Here is a 19,881-nt window from a genome sequence, read left to right on the forward strand (position 1 = left end):
AGAGCTTCAGTCCAGACGTTTGGTCATTTCGATAGAGGTGATACTGTCATAGCCAGGGTGGGAGTTCTCCGCCGTCTTGGCAAAACCCCACGCCGAGAACCTCTGGTGGTTCCCGGTCAGTTCAATGCGTGTTTCCAACCGCAGTGCCATGAGGCCCAAGCGGGACGCAGTGTCTTCGGCCTTGGTCAATAGCGCGCGTCCCACGCCTTTCCCTTGTGCTGTCAAAGAAACTGCAAGCTTGCCGACATACAGGCTCGTTGCTTCAGGTCGGCAGAAAATACAGCCCAACATGCTTGCATCTTCAAGCGCTATGAACGCAATTTCGTCCTTCGCTTTTTGCATCAACCTTGCTGATGTGAGGTGATGCGCAGAAGACGGAGGATCAATGACGCCATCCATATAAGCGAAAGAGGATCGAATCAACGTCAGTACTTCATCGAAGCGCCCAAAGCTCTGGTCTATTCTGACAATGTTCATCAGGCGTTTTCCTGCCGCCGCTTGTAGCGAACCGTGTCGAAGCAGGACGCCAGCGCATCGTATAGAAGCAGGCGTCCTATAAGTGGCTCACCGGTCTGCGTGATAAGCTTGATCGCTTCCATCGCCATGATCGTGCCGATGACACCGGTCAGCGCCCCAATGATACCCGTTTCGGCGCAAGACGGCACAACGCCCTGCGGCGGAGGCGTTGGGAACAAATCCCGGTAGCCGGGTAATAGCATGCCCTCCGATCCCGTCTCATAGGGTTTGAGAACGGTAACGGAACCATCGAATCGACCCACCGCCCCCGTCACCAGAGGCACTTTGGCTGTCTCTGCCGCATCCGCTGCGGCATAGCGACTATCGAAATTGTCGGAGCCATCGATGACCAGATCGAAAGACTTCAGATGGTCATGTGCCCATACTAGGGAGAAGCGCTCCTCAAAATGAATTGTCCGCACATGTGGGTTGAGCCGAGCAATAGACCGACGGGCACTCTCCGTTTTATGCTGCCCGATCGTGCCTGTGTCATGAATGACCTGACGCTGGAGATTGGACAATGAAACAATGTCGTCATCGATGATGCCGAGCGTTCCAACGCCCGCTGCTGCCAGATAATAAAGCACTGGCGCCCCCAGACCGCCCGCGCCTATGACCAGTACCTTCGCTGCTTTCAGCCGCTGCTGGCCAACGCCGCCGATTTCCGGCAGCAGGATATGTCTTTTATAGCGTTCGATTTCCTCTGGGCTCAAGGGGTCCAAGATCGCGTCTCCGGTGATTTTCAAGAGGATGTAAGCATTATCAACCGATGCTTCCATCGGAAACGTTGAAAAACTGCGCCCTGTCCTGCAGCCCTGAAAACATCGATGCATCCGTTCCGGTCATAAAGCTTTGACCGCCGAGTGCGTGAATGAGATCGAACAGTGCGGCGCGGCGGCCTTCATCCAGATGGGCAGCGATCTCATCCAACAGCAACACCGGCGCATGGCCCGTCATATTGGCCGTTAGTTGCGCATGAGCCAGGATCAACCCAACAAGCAACGCCTTCTGTTCACCCGTGGAGCAACGACCGGCGTCCATGTCCTTTTCAGCGTGACGAACATAGAGGTCGGCACGGTGCGGACCCTCCAGCGTACGCCCGGCACCGGCATCGCGGTAACGATTGTCCTTCAACAATGCGAGATATTCATCCTCCAGATCGACGGCAGGACGGTGAAATTCGCCGTCCATAAAGCCAGACAAAGTCAGCGATGCGGTCGGGAAATTGGCATCGTTCTCACGGCTTTCAATCAGTGCTCTCAGCAAACCCAGCATCTCGTGACGCGCGACCGCCATAGAGATACCAAGCTCTGCCATCTGCTTTTCGATGCCTTCCAGCCAGAGCGGGTCGAAACGGCCATCTGACAAAAGGCGATTGCGCCCGCGCATGGCTTTCTCAAAATCACTCGCACGGCGTCCATGGCTGGGATCGAGTGACAAGACCAGCCGGTCGAGAAAACGGCGCCGGTCAGACGAGGAGCCGGTGAAAAGCCCGTCCATGGAGGGCGTAAGCCACAAGACACGGAGGTGGTCGGTCAATTCGTCCACGGATTTAACCGGCGTCCCATTCAGTCGCAACCGGCGGGAAAGGGTTTCGCCTTCACCCTCGACGCCTGTACCAATCGCGACGTCGCCATCCATGCCGGTCACCTCGGCAAAGATCGAAAAGCCGATGTTTTCCGCACCCACCTGCGTAACATCGGACAGGGTCGCACGACGCAAACCCCGTCCCGGCGATAAAAAGGAAATCGCCTCCAGCAGGTTGGTCTTGCCGGAACCATTGTCGCCGGTCAGCACCACATGCCGCTGGTCAAGTCGCAGTGAAGCCTCCGCATAATTGCGAAATGCGTTCAGTTTCAACCTTGTGAGAAAAACCTTGCTGGTCATGCCGCTTCCAGAATCGTAATCGCTCATGACCTACAGCATGCGCTGGAAAAGCGGAACGAATTTTCACGAACAGAGCAGTATCTGAGGGAGGAAGTCCCTACTCCCATATATCGATCTTGATATCAGCTTCTTGCGCGTTCTGAACCACGCGCTTGCCGTTTGGCAAATCATTGCCATAGAGTTTTGCGGCAATGCCCGCTTCGTCCAATCCGTATCCGATCCAGCGATCTCGTAAGCGCTGCTCGAGAACCTCCACGCTTGGTCCGACGAAAATGGAAAGATCAAAGCTGTTTTTCAGTTGAATCCACGGCTGCTCATTCAACAGAAGATAGTTCCCTTCCGCGAGAATGAACCGCGTTTCAGAAGAGACGGAGCGTGCAGATGCGATGGCGATTTCCCGGGCGCGGTCGAAAACCGGTACCAGAACGTCCTGATCTGCCTTTCGCACCGCGTTGACGATATCGAAGAAACCGCGCACGTCGAACGTTTCGGGAGCGCCTTTACGGGCAAGAAGGCCGCGCTCACGTAAAATGCCGTTGTCCATATGGAACCCGTCCATGGGCAGAACTTCGGCTTTTTCGCCACGCTTGGTCAGTTCACAGTAAAGTGCATCGGCCAAAGTGGATTTGCCGGCCCCTGGGGGACCGGCAATGGCGACGATGAAGCGGGAATTTCCCGACGCGCGCTGCACGATAGCATCGGTCAGCGCACCGAGTGTCATAGTCATGCGGCCATAGTTTCCTTTGGAGGCTCCTTGGCACCCGTCATGAAGGCGACAGCATCCGACATTGTGTATTCCTTCGGATTGATCACGCAGAGGCGCTTTCCGAGCCGATGAATGTGAATGCGGTCTGCGACCTCAAACACATGCGGCATGTTGTGCGAGATGAGGACGATAGGCATACCGCGGGAGCGAACGTCCAGAATAAGCTCCAGCACGCGCCGGCTTTCCTTGACACCCAGGGCCGCCGTCGGTTCGTCGAGGATAACGACCTTGGAGCCGAAAGCTGCGGCTCTTGCAACAGCTACACCTTGCCGCTGGCCACCTGAGAGGGTTTCCACCGACTGGTTGATGTTCTGAATGGTCATCAGCCCGAGTTCGGAGAGCTTTTCGCGCGCAAACTTATCCATTGCAGCATGGTCCAGCTTGCGAAGCACTGTGCCCATGAAGCCGGGCTTTCTGAGTTCGCGCCCGAGGAACATGTTATCAGTGATCGACAGCGCGGGTGAAAGCGCCAAGTTCTGATAGACGGTTTCGATACCGGCGTCGCGGGCCTCCAATGGAGTCTTGAACTGTACCTGCTTGCCTTCCAACCTGATTTCACCTTCGTCCGGGCGGACAGCACCGGAGAGAGCCTTGATCAGGGAGGATTTGCCAGCACCGTTATCGCCAATGACTGCGAGGATTTCGCCTGGGTACAAATCGAAATCGGCGTTGTCGAGAGCTGTCACACGACCATAGCGCTTAAACAGGCCATGGGCAGAGAGAATGGGTTGCTTTGTCATATCCACGGCCATCACACGCCTGCCTTTCTGATCCATTGGTCAATTCCGACAGCGGCGATGATCAGCCAGCCAGTCAGCATGACTTTCCACTGGGGATCTGCACCCAGCATGTTGAGACCCATGGAAACGACGCCAACGAGCATGGCCCCAAACAGTGTACCAAGAATGGAACCACGCCCGCCAAACAGCGAGATGCCGCCAATCACAGTCGCAGTAATAGCCTGAAGATTATAGTCGGTCACCGCAGCGGACGGTGAGATGGAGCCGTTACGACCGATGGCGACCCAGGCCGCAAAGGCTGCGATAACGCCGGCGACCGTGTAGACACTCAAGAGAACCTTGCGCGTCTGAATGCCGGACAGCTTCGCCGCCTCGGGATCATCACCCACCGCATAGACGTGACGACCCCATGCCGTATGATTAAGGACGTACCAAAGGACGCCGACCAGCACGACCATGGCAATCACGCCAAGCGTGAAGATTGCGGTTCCGACACGAAAGTTCGTGGCAAAGAGGTGAAGCAGCGGCGCGTTCTGGGCTACATCCGTGTCGCGTATGGTCTCGTTCGCAGAATAGATGAAATTCGTCGCCATGACGATATTCCATGATCCCAGCGTGACAATGAAGGGTGGCAATTTGACCACGGCGACAAGAAAGCCGTTAAAGAAGCCGCACAATCCGCCAACCACAAAGCCTGCGAGGATCGCAACGCCTGTCGGCAAGCCGTAGGTGACGGCAAAATTGCCCATGACCACGGATGAAATGACCATCACGACACCAATCGAAAGGTCGATACCGGCGGTCAAAATGATCAACGTCTGCGCTGAACCGAGAATGCCGACAACCGCGATCTGTTGAAGAATAAGGGTCAAAGTATAGGATGAAAAGAAGCGCCCGCCGATCGTGAGACCGAAGATGGCGACCGACAATATCAACACGATCAGCGGCACCGCCGCAGGGGTCGAGTGCAGGAAGTGCTGCGCGCGCTTGAAGGGTGAAATCTTTTGCTGGTCGAATGAAGCGACATTCTTGTCGCTTGAATCCAGCACTTTCTCGAATTCCTGTATTCCGCTCATGTTTCCTCCTGCCGCCCGCCAGCACAGCCCTTCAAGGCGCCCGTTATTGAGCCGGGTAATCTGACAGCGAAATCTTCTTGGCGAAACTGGCCGGGACTTGATCCCGACCAGCCCACATTAATCGATAGAGGCTATCAACCCCAGCACTTGGCAAGGCCTTCCTTGACGCTGATGGCTGGAACGCCGGAAACCGGCTTGTCGGTGACAAGCGAAACGCCTGTGTCGAAGAATGACTTGCCTTCGGTTGGCTTTGGCTTTTCACCTGTGTCGGCGAACTTCTTGATCGCTTCCACGCCAAGCGCTGCCATCATCAGAGGATATTGCTGAGATGTCGCGCCGATCACGCCGTCTTGGACCGATTTAACGCCGGGGCAACCGCCGTCAACGGAAACGATGAGCACGTTCGTTTCCATGCCGACTGCCTTAAGGGCCTGATAAGCGCCAACCGCGGCAGGTTCGTTGATGGTGTGAATGACGTTGATGCCTGGATCCTTCTGGAGAAGGTTTTCCATAGCCTTACGGCCGCCTTCTTCATTGCCGTTGGTCACGTCATGGCCAACGATGCGGGGATCGACTTCGTCGCCGATCTTGTTCGGGTCTTTCGGGTCAATGCCGAAGCCGATCATAAAGCCCTGGTCGCGCAGAACGTCGACGCTTGGCTGGTCAGGGGTAAGGTCGAGGAAGCCAACTTTAGCGTCCTTTGCCTTGTCGCCCATGGTTCCCTTTGCCCACTCACCGATCAGTTTGCCTGCGAGCAGGTTGTCTGTTGCGAAGGTCGCATCGGCAGACGCAATGGGGTCGAGCGGGGTGTCGAGCGCGATGACGAGAATGCCAGCGTCGCGTGCTTTCTTGATAGTCGGCACGATACCCTTGGTGTCGGATGCAGTGATCAGGATACCCTTTGCGCCATCGGCAATGCAGGACTCGATCGCGGCAACTTGGCTCTCGGAGTCGCCATCGACCTTACCGGCATAGGATTTCAACGTAACGCCGAGTTCTTTTGCCTTGGCTGTCGCGCCTTCCTTCATTTTTACGAAGAAGGGGTTCGTGTCGGTTTTGGTGATGAGGCAGGCCGAAACATCGGCAGCGGATGCAAAAGATGCAAAAGAAACGCCAAGCGCGAGCGCGCCGAGAAAGGCGGAAACGGTGCTTTTCATGTAGTCCTCCCAGTGATGAGTGCTTCTCGTTGAAGCGACTTATGCGGCCCTTCTCCTCCTAGATCGGGTGCCACTGGCGCAGATGGAAACATCAAAACAACAGCGTGTCAATAAATAAATCCAATTGAATTATTAATTCCATGTGGCATGTTATAATTTTAGTAACCGTTGAAAAGTGTGTTTGGAGGAACTGCTTTTCGCTTAAACGGTGGTTGCGCAGTACAGAGGCTGACGACGTCAATGTCGTCACTGAGGAGGAAAATTATGACACGCTCAGCGGAAGCCACACGGCACACGCCAGCGAACGCACCAGATTTGAGTGGGGGAGCCAATCAAGTCCGTGTGCGCGCCTACAATGAGCGCCTTGTTCTCTCCCTTGTGCGGCGACACAGCGGGCTTTCGAAAGCGGAAATTGCCCGCAGGAGCGGCCTTTCAGCGCAAACGGTGTCTGTCATCATGCGCTCACTTGAGAGCGACGGGCTTCTTGTTCGCGGTGAGCGTTTGCGTGGCAAGGTCGGTCAACCGTCCACCCCCATGCGGCTGAATCCCGATGCGGTTTTCTCATTCGGCGTCAAGATCGGTCGACGTAGCGTCGATCTCGTTTTGATGGATTTCGTCGGCCGGATCAGACTGAAGCTCCGCAACACCTACCCTTACCCCATGCCGGAATGGATATTGCCTTTCGTCATCAATGGCATGGCGGAGCTTGAGGCACGGCTGTCAGAGGATGAACGAGAGAGGATTGCTGGCATCGGCATCGCCGCGCCCTTCGAGATGTGGAGCTGGGCGCAGGAGGTCGGTGCGCCACAAAAAGAAATGGACCGCTGGCGTGGCGTGGATTTGAGGGCGGAAATCGCCGATCAGGTCAGTTACCCTGTTTTCCTTCAAAACGATGCGACCAGCGCTTGCGGTGCAGAACTGGTTTTCGGGTCCGGCCAGAATTATCCTGATTTTCTCTACGTTTTCATAGGATCGTTTATCGGCGGAGGCGTGGTGCTGAACTCCGCCCTGTTTTCCGGGCGAACCGGTGCAGCGGGTGCTATCGGCCCGCTACCCGTTCAGGGGCGGGATGGCTCCACTGTCCCATTACTCAAGATCGCGTCGATCTTCGTGCTGGAAGACATGTTGCGTGAACATCACGTAGACCCGAAGCCCCTGTGGTTTTCCCCTGACGATTGGATCGACTTCGGAGAGCCACTGGAGCGATGGATACAAAACACCGCCGCGGCCCTCGCCCAGGCAGTACTCGCCGCGGCATCGATCATCGATTTCGCTTCCGTCATCATTGATGGCGGCTTTCCCAGCTGGGTACGCGCACGGATCGTTGCGGCAACCAAAAAGGCGCTGGATTTGCACGACCTACAAGGCGTCGTCGTGCCGGAAATACGAGAGGGTGCTGTTGGCAGCCAGGCACGTGCAATCGGTGGCGCAAGCCTGCCGTTGTTTTCACGTTATCTTCTGGACCAGAACGTTCTGTTCAAAGAAACGACCGCATAAACGAATAACGCTTGTATAGCTGATTTGATATCTGGAAGGGATGGCGGACAGGGTGGGATTCGAACCCACGGTACGCTTTCACGCACACACGCGTTCCAGGCGTGCGCCTTAAACCACTCGGCCACCTGTCCGTCTAAACATCTGCATTTTGTGAAAACTGCAAATCACTGGAACGGCGCGATATATACCGATGAATTCGCTGGGATCAACCCGAATCTGACAGTTTTTTTATTTGTGCAACAATTGCTTGGTACCGATGTGGATTGCAAAGGCGGTTTAGCCACATTATCCAGTGAGTTCTGGGCCAAAGCCCAGCGTGCCAATCGGCTCGCAGTTTTGCAATAATCATCGGAGCAGCCATCCATGAAAACGGTTTTCCGGTTCATCAGTTTCTTATTTCTGGCTGCGGCAGTTGGCGTCGGCGTTCTGGATTCGATCCGCTCCGTCTCGACGTCGTCCGTCGACTTGATGAGCACGCAAGACGCGTGGGTCAAATTTTTTCCTGCTTCGGTCACCATGGTAGAAGGCGGGGTCGCGCACTATATTCATCCCGAAGCGTGGCGTTGGGTCGAAAATGGCCTGTCGATGGTTCCAGCTTTTGCAGTTCTTCTTACCCTGTCACTGCTGTTTTGGATGGCTGGGTACAAGAAGCAAAGAGCCATTGGCCGCTTTGCCGCTTAATGCGGCCATCGTCACGCATATTCATGCTGAAACCAGAGGGCGGCCCCGTTCGGGCGCGCAAGGAGACTGCAATGTTCGGATTTGACACGATGTCTAAAAAAACCGTCATGCCCACACCGGAGACCGCTTATCCCGGCCGTGATGAGCCTCTGCCGATCCCGGAACATCATTTCGTCAACGGCAATCCGTTGAAAGGCCCCTACCCCGATAATCTGGAGACGATCTATCTTGGAATGGGATGCTTCTGGGGGGCGGAGCGTCTGTTCTGGAAAACACCGGGCGTGTGGGTCACGGCTGTCGGTTATGCCGGGGGTATCACGCGAAATCCTACCTATCAGGAAACGACCACGGGGCTGACAGGTCACACGGAAATGGTGAAGGTCGTATTCGATCCGGCGAAGGTGTCGTTGGCCGCATTGCTCAAGACATTCTTCGAGGAGCATGACCCGACACAGGGCATGCGCCAGGGCAATGATGTCGGTACCACCTATAGATCCGCCATCTATACCACCAGCGAGTCGCAGCTGGCTGAGGTCAAGGCGGCCCGAGACCTATTCCAGCAGGCATTGAAGGATGCCGGCCACGGGCAAGCGATCACTACGGAAATCGGGCCACTGGATATTTTTTATCATGCAGAAGACTATCACCAGCAATATCTGGCAAAAAATCCCGGCGGATATTGCGGGCTACGCGGAACCGGTGTGAGCTGCAATATCAGCTAGGCCTGCGCACCGATCAGCGGTGAGGCGACTGGGTTCGCGGGTTTCCCCGCAGGGCTTTCTCGCCTCACCCGTGCTGCCTATCGTTATCGCAACGCCGCATCCCTTTTTTTAAGCCTATTGCTCTAGAAAGCAGCAGTTAAGGGTTTTTCCACCGGGTAAAAAAAACCGGATGAATTTTTCTTGCAGCCGTGCAAGGATATGCCCACGCACAGTCTAGAAAAGGCTGGCAGTTCCGCAGACATGCCCGTAACCGGGTTTGCGGGAGGACCCTTTAAAAAACCAAACTGTAACAACAGGGCTGCACAATGAAAAAATCCCTTCTGACGCTTTTCGCGCTGGCCGCGATGTCGGCTTCCGCTTTGGCTGCGGATATCAAGCCTGCGCTGGTCTATGGCACGGGCGGTAAATTCGATAAGTCGTTCAACGAAGCCGCCGCGACAGGCGCAGAAAAATTCAAGGCGGAGACCGGCACCGAATACCGCGATTTCGAGCCGACCAGCGATACACAGGGTGAGCAGGCGATCCGAAACTTCGCGAGCCGTGGCTTCAATCCAGTCGTTGCTGTGTCTTTTGCCTGGACATCCGCTATGGAAAAGGTGGCTGCCGAGTTTCCCGACACCAAGTTCGTGATTATCGACTCCGTCGTCGAGCTGCCGAATGTGCGCTCCGTTGTTTACAAAGAAGAGGAAGGCTCTTACCTCGTCGGCCTTCTAGCCGGTATGGCGTCCAAGACCGGCAAAGTTGGCTTCATCGGCGGCATGGATATTCCGCTAATCCGCAAGTTCGCTTGCGGTTATGCGCAAGGTGCCAAGGCCGCCAACGACAAGATCGAAGTTTTCCAGAACATGACCGGTACAACGGGTGCCGCCTGGAACGACCCGGTTCGTGGCGGTGAGCTGACAAAGAACCAACTCGACCAGGGTGCTGACGTCGTTTACGCAGCGGCAGGTGCCACCGGTCTCGGCGTTCTCCAGACGGTGGCCGATAACAAAAAGTACTCGATTGGCGTCGATTCCAACCAGAACCACCTGCACCCCGGTTCGGTTTTGACATCGATGGTCAAACGCGTCGATCTTGCTGTCTATAACGCGTTCAAGGACACCAAGGACGACAAGTTCACCGCTGGCGTCACGTCTCTCGGCGTCAAGGAAGACGGCGTTGCTTACGCGCTTGATGACAACAACAAGGCTCTGATTACCCCTGAAATGACTGCTGCCGTTGAAAAGGCGAAGGCGGACATCATTGCCGGTACTGTCAAGGTTCACGACTACATGTCGGACAAGTCTTGCCCAAAGTGATGTGATTTGTAGAAGACGGGCGCATCGCGGATTTCGCGTTGCGCCCTTTTCATATCCAGCCTCCGGAGACATTTGGGTTGACGATGGAACCTGCAATCGAGCTTGTCGGTATCGATAAAAAATTCGGCACCGTGCATGCCAATAAAAATATCAATCTCACCGTTGCCAAGGGAACGATCCATGGCATCATCGGTGAAAACGGGGCCGGAAAATCGACACTGATGTCGATTCTTTATGGATTTTATTCTGCCGATTCAGGAGAAATCCGCATTGACGGCAAACCCGTCAATATCAGAGACAGCCAGGCGGCGATCGATGCAGGCATCGGCATGGTTCACCAGCACTTCATGCTGGTCGAAAATTTCTCGGTGCTTGAAAATATCATGCTGGGTGCCGAAGGCGGCGCTTTGCTTGCAAAAGGCACAGCTGCGACCCGCAAGGAATTGAAGCGTCTCGAAGACGAATACGGCCTTGAGGTCAATCCTGACGCGATCATCGAGGATTTGCCGGTTGGATTGCAGCAACGTGTGGAAATCCTCAAGGCGATGTATCGTGGTGCCGAAATCCTTATTCTGGATGAACCGACAGGGGTTTTGACACCCGCCGAAGCCGATCATCTTTTCAAGATTTTGAGCGTGCTGCGCGATCAGGGCAAAACAGTTATTCTCATCACCCACAAACTGCGCGAAATCATGGCCATCACCGATGACGTCTCCGTCATGCGTCGCGGCGAAATGGTTGCGACCCGCAAGACGTCCGAGACCACGGTCGAAGAACTCGCTGAACTCATGGTTGGTCGCCGTGTCCTGCTGCGCGTTGAAAAAGGAGAAGCCAATCCTGGCGACGTTCTGTTCTCCGTGCGCAATCTGACTGTCAAGGATAGCCGTGGTGTGACCATGGTGGATGACGTATCTTTCGATGTGCGCGCTGGCGAAATCGTCGGCATTGCCGGTGTGGCTGGCAACGGCCAGTCGGAACTGCTGGAGGCCATCGCTGGTATTCGCAAACCGTATTCCGGTGAAATTCTGATGGGCGGCAAGACGGTCGACAAGGTCGATCCCGCAGTGCTGCGCAAGCTGGGCTTGGCCCATATTCCGGAAGATCGTCATCACATGGGGCTGGTGTTGAAGTTCGAGGAGTATGAAAACTCCATCCTCGGCTATCACCGCGACGAGCGTTACGGCAAGGGACCGTTCCTCAATCCAGAAGCCATTCGTAAGGATGCTATCGAAAAGATCGAGAAATACGATATCCGCCCGCCAAATGCGAATTTGAAAACTGCCAATTTCTCAGGTGGCAACCAGCAGAAGATCGTCGTTGCGCGCGAGATTGAGCGTGATCCAAACATGCTGATCATCGGCCAGCCAACACGTGGCGTCGATATCGGTGCCATCGAGTTTATCCATCGCCGCATCATCGAAATGCGTGATGCCGGCAAGGCAATTCTGCTGGTGTCCGTGGAGCTTGATGAGATACGGTCGTTGTCGGATCGTATTCTGGTGATGTTCGCGGGCCGGGTCGTTGGAGAGAAAACGGCGGAAGCCGAAGAACAGACGCTGGGCCTGATGATGGCCGGCATCGCCGCATAAGGCAAAGGCTTTAAAGCTCATGAGTACAGCTTCCGTCCCTCTTCCCAACTGGATGTCCTACGGCCTTCTGCCGTTTTTGAATATTCTCACCGCATTCGTCATTTCCGGTCTCGTCGTGTGGGGCATCGGCGAAGATCCCTTTGCCGCCCTGCAGCTTTTGATCGAAGGTGCGCTGGGCCGGGGTGATGCCATTGGTTTCACACTATTCTACACAACGAGCTTCATCTTCACCGGCCTGTCGGTGGCCGTCGCTTTTCATGCTGGGCTCTTCAACATCGGCTCCGAAGGTCAGGCTTACATTGGCGGTTTAGGCGCAGCACTTGTGGCACTTGCACTGGACCGCTACGTGCCCTGGTACGTAACCATGCCGTTTGCCGTCATCGGTGCCGCGGTGTTCGGCGCCGCCTGGGCCTTCATTCCGGGCTGGCTTCAAGCGAAACGCGGCAGCCATGTCGTCATCACCACCATCATGTTCAACTTCATAGCCGCGGCTCTGATGGTATACCTACTGGTGAATGTGCTGATCGTACCAGGTAAGATGGCCCCTGAAACCCGTACTTTTCTGCCAGGTGGACAATTGCCGAAACTGGACTGGCTGATGGCAATGTTCGGTCTGAAACTTGGACCTGCCCCCTTCAACGTGTCATTCATCATTGCGCTGGTTGCGGCTTTTCTGGTCTGGGTGCTCATCTGGCGCACCAAACTGGGTTATGAGATGCGTACGCTCGGCATCAGCCCCTCCGCTGCGGTCTATGCTGGCATTCCCTATTCACGCACTGTCATCATCGCCATGCTGATCTCCGGTGGTCTGGCGGGCATGATGGCGCTGAACCCGGTCATGGGTGCGTCCGCTCGGCTGCAAGTGGAGTTCGTGGGGGGTGCCGGTTTCGTCGGCATTGCCGTGTCGCTGATGGGGCGCAGCCACCCGCTTGGCATCGTATTTGCGGCATTGCTTTTCGGTATACTCTACCAGGGTGGCGCAGATCTTTCCTTTGAAATGCCTAATATCACCCGCGAGATGATCGTCGTCATTCAGGGCCTCGTCATCCTCTTTGCGGGCGCGCTTGAATTTATGTATCGCCCCGCGCTCGTGCACATCTATCAGCAATTCGTGAAGAGGTAACGGCCCATGGAAACCTTCGATATGCTGATCAGCATTCTCGGTTCGACCGTTCGTCTGACAATCCCGCTTTTTTTTACGGCACTGGCCGGACTGTTTTCCGAACGCGCAGGCGTGTTCGATATCGGCCTTGAGGGCAAGATGCTGGCTGCGGCTTTCGCGTCTGCTTGCGTTGCCTATCTTACGGGAAATCCATGGGCTGGACTTGCCGCAGGCATTGGCACCGCGATCTTTTTCTCGCTGGTACATGGCTTTGCTGTCATTACCAATCGCGGCAACCAGATCGTCTCCGGCGTGGCGCTGAACTTCGTTGCCGCCGGTCTGACGGTGGTTCTGGGACAGGCATGGTTCGGGCAAGGCGGTCGTACACCGCAAATCCCCGGCGAAGGCCGCTTCTCTCCCATCATACTGCCGGGCGTGGATATGATGCGCGAAGTGCCTTTTATCGGGCCGCTTTACGCCAACGTCATTTCCGGCAACAATATCCTGACTTACCTCGCCTTTCTCGCCGTGCCTATTTCCTGGTGGGTTCTCTACCGCACGCGCTTTGGTCTTCGTCTTCGTGCCGTCGGTGAAAACCCCGGCGCTGTGGATACGGCAGGCATTTCCGTGGCATGGATGCGCTTCCGCGCCGTCATTGTTGCCGGTTTTCTCTGCGGCTTTGCAGGAGCCTATCTCGCGGTCGCGCAATCGGCAGCCTTCATTGCCAACATGTCTGCCGGTAAGGGTTATATTGCGTTGGCCGCGCTGATCTTCGCCAAGTGGAAGCCCGTTCCAGTCATGTTTGCGTGCCTGCTGTTCGGCTTTCTGGACGCGATAGCGAACTTCATGCAGGGCAAAACAATACCCGGCATTGGCGAAGTTCCTGTTCAAATCTTCCAGGCGCTGCCTTATATCCTCACCTGTATTCTGCTGGCCGGGTTCATTGGCGTTGCAAAACCGCCGAAGGCCGGTGGCGTCGCCTATTCAAAGGAGCGTTAGTCCATGTCTCACGAGCTTTTCGAAGCAGCCCGCGATGCTATGAGCTTTGCGCACGCGCCTTACTCCAAGTTTCCGGTCGGTGCAGCCATCCGCGCCGAAGACGGCAGGATTTACAAAGGCACCAACATCGAGAACCTTTCCTTTCCACAAGGCTGGTGTGCGGAACCATCCGCCATCAGCGCCATGATCATGGGTGGCGCCAAGAAAATCGCAGAGATCGCAGTCATCGCCGAAAAGCTGGCTCTTTGCCCACCCTGCGGTGGCTGCCGCCAGAAAATCGCAGAATTCGCCTCTGCCGATACTAAAATCTATCTTTGTGATGAGGCTGGCGTTCAAAAGGTCATGACCATGGAAGAGCTTTTGCCCTTCAGTTTCAAGACCGAGCTTGCTTGATGGATCATGCGATGATCGACGTTCTCGTTGACAGGCTGAACGGGCTTGTGCCACGAACCGCCATTATCCTCGGCTCCGGGCTCGGCTCTCTGGTGGACGAGGTCTCAGACGCTATCCGTGTCCCCTATTCGGATATTCCTGGCTTTCCGGAGAGTGCCGTTTCCGGTCATGCGGGCGAACTTGTGGCGGGATATCTCGGCGGACAGCCCGTCCTCATGCTTGCAGGCCGTGTCCACTATTATGAAAAAGGCGATGCGGCGGCCATGCGGTCAGCCATTGAAGCTCTCGCAGGCATCGGCGTACAATCGCTCATTCTGACGAATTCGGCAGGCTCCGTCAGACAAGACATGCCACCGGGGTCGGTCATGCAGGTTACCGACCATATCAATTATTCCGGCATGAACCCGCTGATCGGTGAAGAAACCGATCGGCGCTTCGTGGGTATGACCAGTGCCTATGACGCGGAACTTTCGATTGCCATGCGCAATGCTGCCATTCGCGCCACTGTTCCTTTATTCACCGGCGTTTATATGTGGTTTTCTGGTCCAAGTTTCGAAACGCCTGCGGAAATCCGTATGGCCCGAACGCTCGGTGCAGACGCGGTCGGCATGTCAACCGTGCCAGAAGCCATTCTCGCACGATTTTTCGGGATGCGCGTTGCGGCCGCTTCGGTTATTACCAATTACGGTGCCGGAATGACTGGCGAAGAATTAAGTCATGACGAAACGAAAGACATGGCGCCGATTGGCGGCAAGAGACTGGCCGCGATTTTAACGGAAATGATTTCTGGAGGAAATTGAGCATGGAACTTCAGCGCCCGCGTGAAGCTGCCGCTCTCGCCTTGTCCCTATTGGACCTCACAAATTTGAAGGAAGACTGCACGCCGGAGCAGATTGCTGCTTTGTGCCAGAGGGCCCACACGCAATATGGCACCACCGCTGCCATCTGCATCTGGCCGCGATTTGTCGCTCAGGCACGCGCGGCCTTCGGCAACAATCACACCATTCGCATTGCAACTGTCGTAAATTTCCCGGCTGGCGATTCTGACGTGGCAACGGTCGTTGAAGAAACGCGGCGCGCGATCGCTGATGGCGCCGACGAAATCGATCTCGTCATTCCCTACAAAAAATTCATCGCAGGCGATGAAGCTGCGGTCTCAACGATGGTAGCTGCAGTACGCAAGACTTGCACAACGCCTGTTTTACTCAAGGTCATTCTCGAAACGGGCGAATTAAAAGACAAGTCGTTGATCAGGCGGGCGTCCGAAATCGCCATAGCCGAGGGTGCTGATTTCATCAAAACCTCTACCGGCAAGGTGAACATCAATGCCACGTTGGAATCGGCAGACATCATGTTGCAGTCCATCAGAGACAGCAAAAAGAAGGTGGGTTTCAAGCCTGCTGGTGGTATCGGGACGGTTGCGGATGCTACGTTGTATCTGCGCCTTGCTGAGACGATCATGCAGCCCAATTGGGCGATGCCGTCGACATTCCGTTTCGGTGCCTCCGGAATTCTGGACGATATCTTGAATGTTCTCGCAGGGGACGAGCCGGCAAAAGCGTCCAGCGGATATTGAACGCATGATCCCACAGGAAATCATCCGCCGCAAACGCGATGGCGCGATACTGACGGCGGGCGAAATTGGAGACTTTATCGCAGCTCTTTCCACCGGTGCAATTTCCGAGGGACAGGCAGCAGCTTTCTCCATGGCGGTTTTCTTTCGTGGGATGACCCGTGACGAAACGATCGCTCTAACCCTCGCCATGCGTGATAGTGGCGATATTCTTTCATGGGCAGGAATCGGCAAGCCGATCGCGGATAAGCACTCCACAGGGGGTGTTGGCGATAATGTCTCGCTCATGCTTGCACCCATCGTCGCAGCCTGCGGATTGGCCGTGCCGATGATTTCGGGCCGGGGGCTTGGCCACACCGGCGGTACGCTCGATAAGCTGGAAGCGATTCCCGGCTACAACGTTATGCCCGACGAAACGTTGTTTCGCCGCGCAGTCGCTGAGGTCGGCTGCGCCATTATCGGCCAGACGGGCGATCTCGCTCCCGCCGACAAGCGTCTCTATGCCATTCGCGATGTAACGGCGACCGTCGATTCAGTCCCATTGATCACAGCCTCCATCCTGTCGAAGAAGCTAGCTGCGGGACTTGAGACATTGGTTCTGGATGTCAAATTCGGCAATGGCGCATTTATGCAGAGCACCGAGGACGCCGAGATGCTGGCCCGTTCATTGGTGGATGTGGCCAATGGTGCGGGCGTGCAAACATCGGCTCTGCTGACAGATATGAATCAACCATTGGCAGATGCAGCCGGAAACGCACTGGAAATCATTCATTGCCTTGATTTTCTCGATGGCAAAAAGGGTGGTACACGCATCGAAACACTGGTTCTCGCCTTCGCAGCCGACATGCTGGTTCAGTCTGATGTCGTTTCAAATCTGGTTGATGCCGAAAGAAAAGTTCGGCATGCGCTGGCAAGCGGGGCGGCAATAGAGCACTTCGGCCGTATGGTCGCCATTCTTGGTGGGCCGAAGGATTTCGTCGAAAAGCCTGGCCAGTATATTCAACGCGCGCCTCACATCTTGCCTGTTCCAGCTCCAGTCACAGGGTGGCTTTCATCCTGTCAAACCCGAGACATCGGCATGGCCATTGTCGAGCTCGGCGGTGGAAGACGTCTTCCGAAGGATGTAATCGATCATAGGGTCGGTATTTCTGACATTCTGCCCTTGGGAGAGCGTGTGGAAAAAGGCCAGCCAATGGCCATCGTCCATGCCGCGACAGAACAGGACGCCGAGCGCGCGATCGTTACCGTTTTAAATGCATTCTCAATGTCGCCTGTCCCAGTCACAGTACCCCCCATCATACAAGGGCGTGTTGGCTAAGCGCTTTAGCTATAGCGAGATTGCACTTTGAAAGCCAAGGGCTTAGGTTCGCCCTCAAACGGGAAACGGACCGGCATTATGGTACTTTCAGGCAAACACATCCTCCTTATCATTTCCGGCGGCATCGCGGCCTACAAGAGTCTCGATCTTATCAGGCGCCTGAGAGAGCGTGGCGCGAAGGTCACCCCGGTGATGACGGAGAGCGCAAAGGAATTTATCACTCCACTCGCCGTCGGCGCTCTGTCCGCCACCCATGTCTTCACAGATTTGTTTTCACGGCAGGATGAGCAGGATGTCGGTCATATCAGATTGGCGCGAGATTGTGATCTGGTGATCGTCGCGCCCGCGACCGCCGATCTGATGGCAAAAATGGCAAACGGATTGGCAAACGATCTGGCTTCGACAGTCCTGCTTGCGACGGACCGCCCGGTACTGGTTGCCCCTGCGATGAACCCCAAAATGTGGGCCGCAAAAGCGACAAAACGCAATACTGAAACGCTAAAAGCCGATGGTGTCCACTTCACCGGGCCCATGGCGGGTGAGATGGCTGAAAAGGGGGAGGCTGGCCTTGGCCGCATGGGAGAGCCGCTGCAGATCGTTGAGGCCGCCGAAAGAGTGCTGGATGACAGACCCAAACCGCTAGCGGGGAAAAAAGCCATCGTTACCTCCGGCCCCACTTATGAGCCGATCGACCCAGTGCGCTACATTGCCAACCGCTCTTCAGGCAAGCAAGGCCATGCTATCGCGGTAGCATTAGCCGAGCTCGGTGCAAATGTAACACTCATATCCGGCCCGGTGGCGATAGATGATCCTCAACAAGTTGCGACCATCCATGTTGAGCGCGCCGAAGAAATGCTTGACGCCGTCTTGTCACATTTGCCTGCCGACATTGCTGTGATGGTCGCAGCAGTTGCCGATTGGCGTACGACAACATCTGTGGATCAGAAGATTAAAAAACAGTCCATGAACCAACCCATGGCTCTGCAATTGACGGAAAATCCCGATATTCTCAAAATCGTCGGTCATCACGCAAACAGGCCGAATATCGTCATCGGCTTCGCGGCAGAAACACAGGATATTGAAAAAAATGGACGCTTAAAGCTGGAAAGAAAGGGTGCAGATATCATCGTAGCCAACGACGTGTCCACCGCCAGTGGCGTAATGGGCGGTGACAGGAACAGAGTGAAGATTATTTCCAGAACCGGAACAGACATCTGGCCAGATCTCGACAAACATGAAGTGGCAAGAAACCTTGCAGCATTGATCGCGGAAAAAATCTCATGAGCCTGTTCGACCGTCAAAATTTCGATTTGATCTTGGAAAAATGGCCGGGCGTCAGTTTTGTCGACCAATGGGATTCTCATGTTGCCAAAGTCGGAGGGAAGGTATTCGCAGTTCTAGGAGAGCGAGAGAACTGGCGTCTCGTCGTTAAATGCTCTGAAGAAAGCTTCGAAATTCTCACCCAAATGCATGGAGTAAGTCAGGCACCCTATTTTGCGAAGCGCAAATGGATTTCCATTTCCGATGATGCTCCGCTAGAGCCAATGGAGGTAGAACACTATGTCCGCCGGTCTTATGAGTTGGTAGCGTGTGGATTGACCAAAAAAGTGCGAACGGAACTCGGTATCAGGTTGAGCTGAGATCAGGCATAATTATCAGCGCCGTAGCATTTCAATACCATCACCATCAGATCGGCTGCTGCGATATAGACGTTGCAAAATTTCGCGCCGAACAGGGCAGCGGCATACGCTTGTCGCTACAAACTCTCCTTCAAACACTGGACGAATAAACCGAAACGCTCGTGTGATCGCCCGGCCCGGTGACTGTTCTCTCGGCTGCTTTTCGCAGGAGAGCTCTAAGCTTGAAAAACTCTATTCTCAATGGGATTGAAATCCGGGTTGTAGCACGGAAGGAATATCATCCTCGCGCTGACCGCTTCGATCAATTGCTTGCTCTCGATTGTTTGCTGCTGGACAGATTATCGAGGATGATGACGTCACCCGGCTTCAATGTCGGAGCCAGAACCTGAGCGACATACGACTTGAACAATTCACCGTTGATCGATGCGTCGATAACAAGTGGCGCGACCATTCCCGTATTGCGTCGGCCGGCAACCACTGTCGTCGTCTTGCGACAACCGTGAGAAAAACCCATCCGCAACTGCTCGCTTTGCGGTATAGCCCATGAGTACGGGCCATATTTATAGTGGCCCAGGTTTCGCCGATGCACACACGAGCCGCCCCGGGTCGGGATTGGGTTACTTCTTGAACCAACGTTGTCGCCTTTCCAGAACGTTCTGGATGACTTTGATCAATCGCATGGCCAGTCTTTTTTGCTCGTGTGTTGGTGCAGGATAAGAAAGTGATGATCGTGACGTTTGCATTTGGCAAGAGGGGTCCGGATTTTCTCAGCGAGCGGACCTTTTCTGGAAGACCTCATATGCCGCACTGATCAATCCGGTAGTCATGAACACAGAAAGCCACGTGATTGGGCTTTATTTGGCTTTTGGGAATTTTTGGTTGCGGGGGCAGGATTTGAACCTGCGGCCTTCAGGTTATGAGCCTGAC

20 protein-coding genes, 1 tRNA gene and 1 pseudogene are annotated in these 19,881 nt (G+C 55.1%); 13 read left to right on the top strand and 9 right to left on the bottom strand.

Annotated features, from left to right (window positions below; translation table 11 throughout):
* Positions 1-6 precede the first annotated feature (6 nt).
* From ATO67_RS13435 to ATO67_RS13465, 7 genes are all read right to left on the bottom strand, one after another.
* Positions 7-477, bottom strand: coding sequence for a GNAT family N-acetyltransferase (locus ATO67_RS13435; protein ID WP_067649757.1), 471 nt, complete (start codon positions 475-477; stop codon positions 7-9).
* On the bottom strand, positions 477-1,238 hold the full coding sequence (locus ATO67_RS13440; RefSeq protein WP_067649893.1) for a molybdopterin-synthase adenylyltransferase MoeB: 762 nt from the start codon (positions 1,236-1,238) through the stop codon (positions 477-479). Before ATO67_RS13440 ends, ATO67_RS13435 begins: the two co-directional genes overlap by 1 nt.
* A gap of 40 nt (positions 1,239-1,278) precedes the next feature.
* Positions 1,279-2,403: a DNA replication/repair protein RecF gene (gene recF, locus ATO67_RS13445; protein ID WP_067649896.1), complete on the bottom strand. Its 1,125-nt coding sequence runs from the start codon at positions 2,401-2,403 to the stop codon at positions 1,279-1,281.
* A 97-nt stretch (positions 2,404-2,500) separates the two neighbouring features.
* Complete coding sequence (locus tag ATO67_RS13450; RefSeq protein WP_067649760.1) at positions 2,501-3,130, bottom strand: nucleoside triphosphate hydrolase; 630 nt, start codon at positions 3,128-3,130, stop codon at positions 2,501-2,503.
* Positions 3,127-3,909: an ATP-binding cassette domain-containing protein gene (locus ATO67_RS13455; protein WP_067649899.1), complete on the bottom strand. Its 783-nt coding sequence runs from the start codon at positions 3,907-3,909 to the stop codon at positions 3,127-3,129. Before ATO67_RS13455 ends, ATO67_RS13450 begins: the two co-directional genes overlap by 4 nt.
* An 11-nt stretch (positions 3,910-3,920) precedes the next feature.
* Complete coding sequence (locus tag ATO67_RS13460; protein ID WP_067649763.1) at positions 3,921-4,985, bottom strand: ABC transporter permease; 1,065 nt, start codon at positions 4,983-4,985, stop codon at positions 3,921-3,923.
* Between the two features lie 134 nt (positions 4,986-5,119).
* A complete protein-coding gene (locus ATO67_RS13465) occupies positions 5,120-6,142 on the bottom strand; it encodes a sugar ABC transporter substrate-binding protein (protein WP_067649765.1) in 1,023 nt (340 codons plus the stop codon).
* 264 nt (positions 6,143-6,406) lie between these two features.
* Between ATO67_RS13465 and ATO67_RS13470 the strand changes: the two genes are divergently transcribed.
* On the top strand, positions 6,407-7,639 hold the full coding sequence (locus ATO67_RS13470; RefSeq protein WP_067649768.1) for an ROK family transcriptional regulator: 1,233 nt from the start codon (positions 6,407-6,409) through the stop codon (positions 7,637-7,639).
* Between the two features lie 41 nt (positions 7,640-7,680).
* Here the strand turns inward: ATO67_RS13470 and ATO67_RS13475 are convergent.
* A tRNA-Ser gene (locus tag ATO67_RS13475) sits at positions 7,681-7,770 on the bottom strand.
* A 232-nt stretch (positions 7,771-8,002) separates the two neighbouring features.
* Here ATO67_RS13475 and ATO67_RS13480 point away from each other — a divergent pair.
* The 12 genes from ATO67_RS13480 (at position 8,003) to ATO67_RS13535 (ending at position 18,954) form a co-directional block, all read left to right on the top strand.
* The gene (locus ATO67_RS13480; protein WP_067649771.1) at positions 8,003-8,320 is read left to right on the top strand and encodes a hypothetical protein; all 318 of its coding nucleotides are present in this window, start codon (positions 8,003-8,005) and stop codon (positions 8,318-8,320) included.
* Between the two features lie 71 nt (positions 8,321-8,391).
* Complete coding sequence (gene msrA / locus ATO67_RS13485; protein WP_067649902.1) at positions 8,392-9,042, top strand: peptide-methionine (S)-S-oxide reductase MsrA; 651 nt, start codon at positions 8,392-8,394, stop codon at positions 9,040-9,042.
* A gap of 305 nt (positions 9,043-9,347) precedes the next feature.
* Positions 9,348-10,340, top strand: coding sequence for a BMP family lipoprotein (locus ATO67_RS13490; RefSeq protein WP_067649774.1), 993 nt, complete (start codon positions 9,348-9,350; stop codon positions 10,338-10,340).
* 83 nt (positions 10,341-10,423) lie between these two features.
* Positions 10,424-11,929, top strand: a complete 1,506-nt coding sequence (locus ATO67_RS13495) for an ABC transporter ATP-binding protein (RefSeq protein WP_067649777.1) — start codon at positions 10,424-10,426, stop codon at positions 11,927-11,929.
* A 19-nt stretch (positions 11,930-11,948) separates the two neighbouring features.
* Positions 11,949-13,052: an ABC transporter permease gene (locus tag ATO67_RS13500; protein WP_067649780.1), complete on the top strand. Its 1,104-nt coding sequence runs from the start codon at positions 11,949-11,951 to the stop codon at positions 13,050-13,052.
* 6 nt (positions 13,053-13,058) lie between these two features.
* Entirely contained in the window at positions 13,059-14,030 is a 972-nt protein-coding gene (locus ATO67_RS13505; protein WP_067649783.1) for an ABC transporter permease, read from the top strand.
* A 3-nt stretch (positions 14,031-14,033) separates the two neighbouring features.
* On the top strand, positions 14,034-14,423 hold the full coding sequence (locus ATO67_RS13510) for a cytidine deaminase (RefSeq protein ID WP_067649786.1): 390 nt from the start codon (positions 14,034-14,036) through the stop codon (positions 14,421-14,423).
* A gap of 11 nt (positions 14,424-14,434) precedes the next feature.
* Positions 14,435-15,223 (top strand): purine-nucleoside phosphorylase, encoded by a 789-nt coding sequence (locus ATO67_RS13515; protein ID WP_425352211.1) that lies wholly within the window; start codon positions 14,435-14,437, stop codon positions 15,221-15,223.
* 2 nt (positions 15,224-15,225) lie between these two features.
* Positions 15,226-15,999 carry a deoxyribose-phosphate aldolase gene (deoC, locus tag ATO67_RS13520; RefSeq protein WP_067649789.1) on the top strand — a complete coding sequence of 258 codons (774 nt, stop codon included), beginning with the start codon at positions 15,226-15,228 and terminating at the stop codon, positions 15,997-15,999.
* A 4-nt stretch (positions 16,000-16,003) separates the two neighbouring features.
* Complete coding sequence (deoA, locus tag ATO67_RS13525; RefSeq protein WP_067649791.1) at positions 16,004-17,314, top strand: thymidine phosphorylase; 1,311 nt, start codon at positions 16,004-16,006, stop codon at positions 17,312-17,314.
* Between the two features lie 78 nt (positions 17,315-17,392).
* Positions 17,393-18,598: a bifunctional phosphopantothenoylcysteine decarboxylase/phosphopantothenate--cysteine ligase CoaBC gene (gene coaBC, locus ATO67_RS13530; protein ID WP_067649793.1), complete on the top strand. Its 1,206-nt coding sequence runs from the start codon at positions 17,393-17,395 to the stop codon at positions 18,596-18,598.
* Positions 18,595-18,954, top strand: coding sequence for an MmcQ/YjbR family DNA-binding protein (locus ATO67_RS13535; protein ID WP_067649796.1), 360 nt, complete (start codon positions 18,595-18,597; stop codon positions 18,952-18,954). Before coaBC ends, ATO67_RS13535 begins: the two co-directional genes overlap by 4 nt.
* 166 nt (positions 18,955-19,120) lie before the next feature.
* On the opposite strand, the pseudogene ATO67_RS23465 reads toward ATO67_RS13535, so the two are convergent.
* A pseudogene (locus ATO67_RS23465) lies at positions 19,121-19,681 on the bottom strand (transposase); the annotation flags it as partial.
* Positions 19,682-19,881: the final 200 nt, after the last annotated feature.

The organism is Agrobacterium bohemicum, assembly GCF_001562555.1.
GTDB lineage: Bacteria > Pseudomonadota > Alphaproteobacteria > Rhizobiales > Rhizobiaceae > Agrobacterium > Agrobacterium bohemicum.

Excerpts from the sequence above, each read along its gene's own strand:
- ATO67_RS13435 (WP_067649757.1), bottom strand. The coding sequence starts at position 477 with ATGAACATTGTCAGAATAGACCAGAGCTTTGGGCGCTTCGATGAAGTA.
- recF (WP_067649896.1), bottom strand. The coding sequence starts at position 2,403 with ATGACCAGCAAGGTTTTTCTCACAAGGTTGAAACTGAACGCATTTCGC.
- ATO67_RS13450 (WP_067649760.1), bottom strand. The coding sequence starts at position 3,130 with ATGACTATGACACTCGGTGCGCTGACCGATGCTATCGTGCAGCGCGCG.
- ATO67_RS13455 (WP_067649899.1), bottom strand. The coding sequence starts at position 3,909 with ATGACAAAGCAACCCATTCTCTCTGCCCATGGCCTGTTTAAGCGCTAT.
- ATO67_RS13460 (WP_067649763.1), bottom strand. The coding sequence starts at position 4,985 with ATGAGCGGAATACAGGAATTCGAGAAAGTGCTGGATTCAAGCGACAAG.
- ATO67_RS13465 (WP_067649765.1), bottom strand. The coding sequence starts at position 6,142 with ATGAAAAGCACCGTTTCCGCCTTTCTCGGCGCGCTCGCGCTTGGCGTT.
- ATO67_RS13470 (WP_067649768.1), top strand. The coding sequence starts at position 6,407 with ATGACACGCTCAGCGGAAGCCACACGGCACACGCCAGCGAACGCACCA.
- ATO67_RS13480 (WP_067649771.1), top strand. The coding sequence starts at position 8,003 with ATGAAAACGGTTTTCCGGTTCATCAGTTTCTTATTTCTGGCTGCGGCA.
- msrA (WP_067649902.1), top strand. The coding sequence starts at position 8,392 with ATGTTCGGATTTGACACGATGTCTAAAAAAACCGTCATGCCCACACCG.
- ATO67_RS13490 (WP_067649774.1), top strand. The coding sequence starts at position 9,348 with ATGAAAAAATCCCTTCTGACGCTTTTCGCGCTGGCCGCGATGTCGGCT.
- ATO67_RS13495 (WP_067649777.1), top strand. The coding sequence starts at position 10,424 with ATGGAACCTGCAATCGAGCTTGTCGGTATCGATAAAAAATTCGGCACC.
- ATO67_RS13500 (WP_067649780.1), top strand. The coding sequence starts at position 11,949 with ATGAGTACAGCTTCCGTCCCTCTTCCCAACTGGATGTCCTACGGCCTT.
- ATO67_RS13505 (WP_067649783.1), top strand. The coding sequence starts at position 13,059 with ATGGAAACCTTCGATATGCTGATCAGCATTCTCGGTTCGACCGTTCGT.
- ATO67_RS13510 (WP_067649786.1), top strand. The coding sequence starts at position 14,034 with ATGTCTCACGAGCTTTTCGAAGCAGCCCGCGATGCTATGAGCTTTGCG.
- ATO67_RS13515 (WP_425352211.1), top strand. The coding sequence starts at position 14,435 with ATGATCGACGTTCTCGTTGACAGGCTGAACGGGCTTGTGCCACGAACC.
- deoC (WP_067649789.1), top strand. The coding sequence starts at position 15,226 with ATGGAACTTCAGCGCCCGCGTGAAGCTGCCGCTCTCGCCTTGTCCCTA.
- deoA (WP_067649791.1), top strand. The coding sequence starts at position 16,004 with ATGATCCCACAGGAAATCATCCGCCGCAAACGCGATGGCGCGATACTG.
- coaBC (WP_067649793.1), top strand. The coding sequence starts at position 17,393 with ATGGTACTTTCAGGCAAACACATCCTCCTTATCATTTCCGGCGGCATC.
- ATO67_RS13535 (WP_067649796.1), top strand. The coding sequence starts at position 18,595 with ATGAGCCTGTTCGACCGTCAAAATTTCGATTTGATCTTGGAAAAATGG.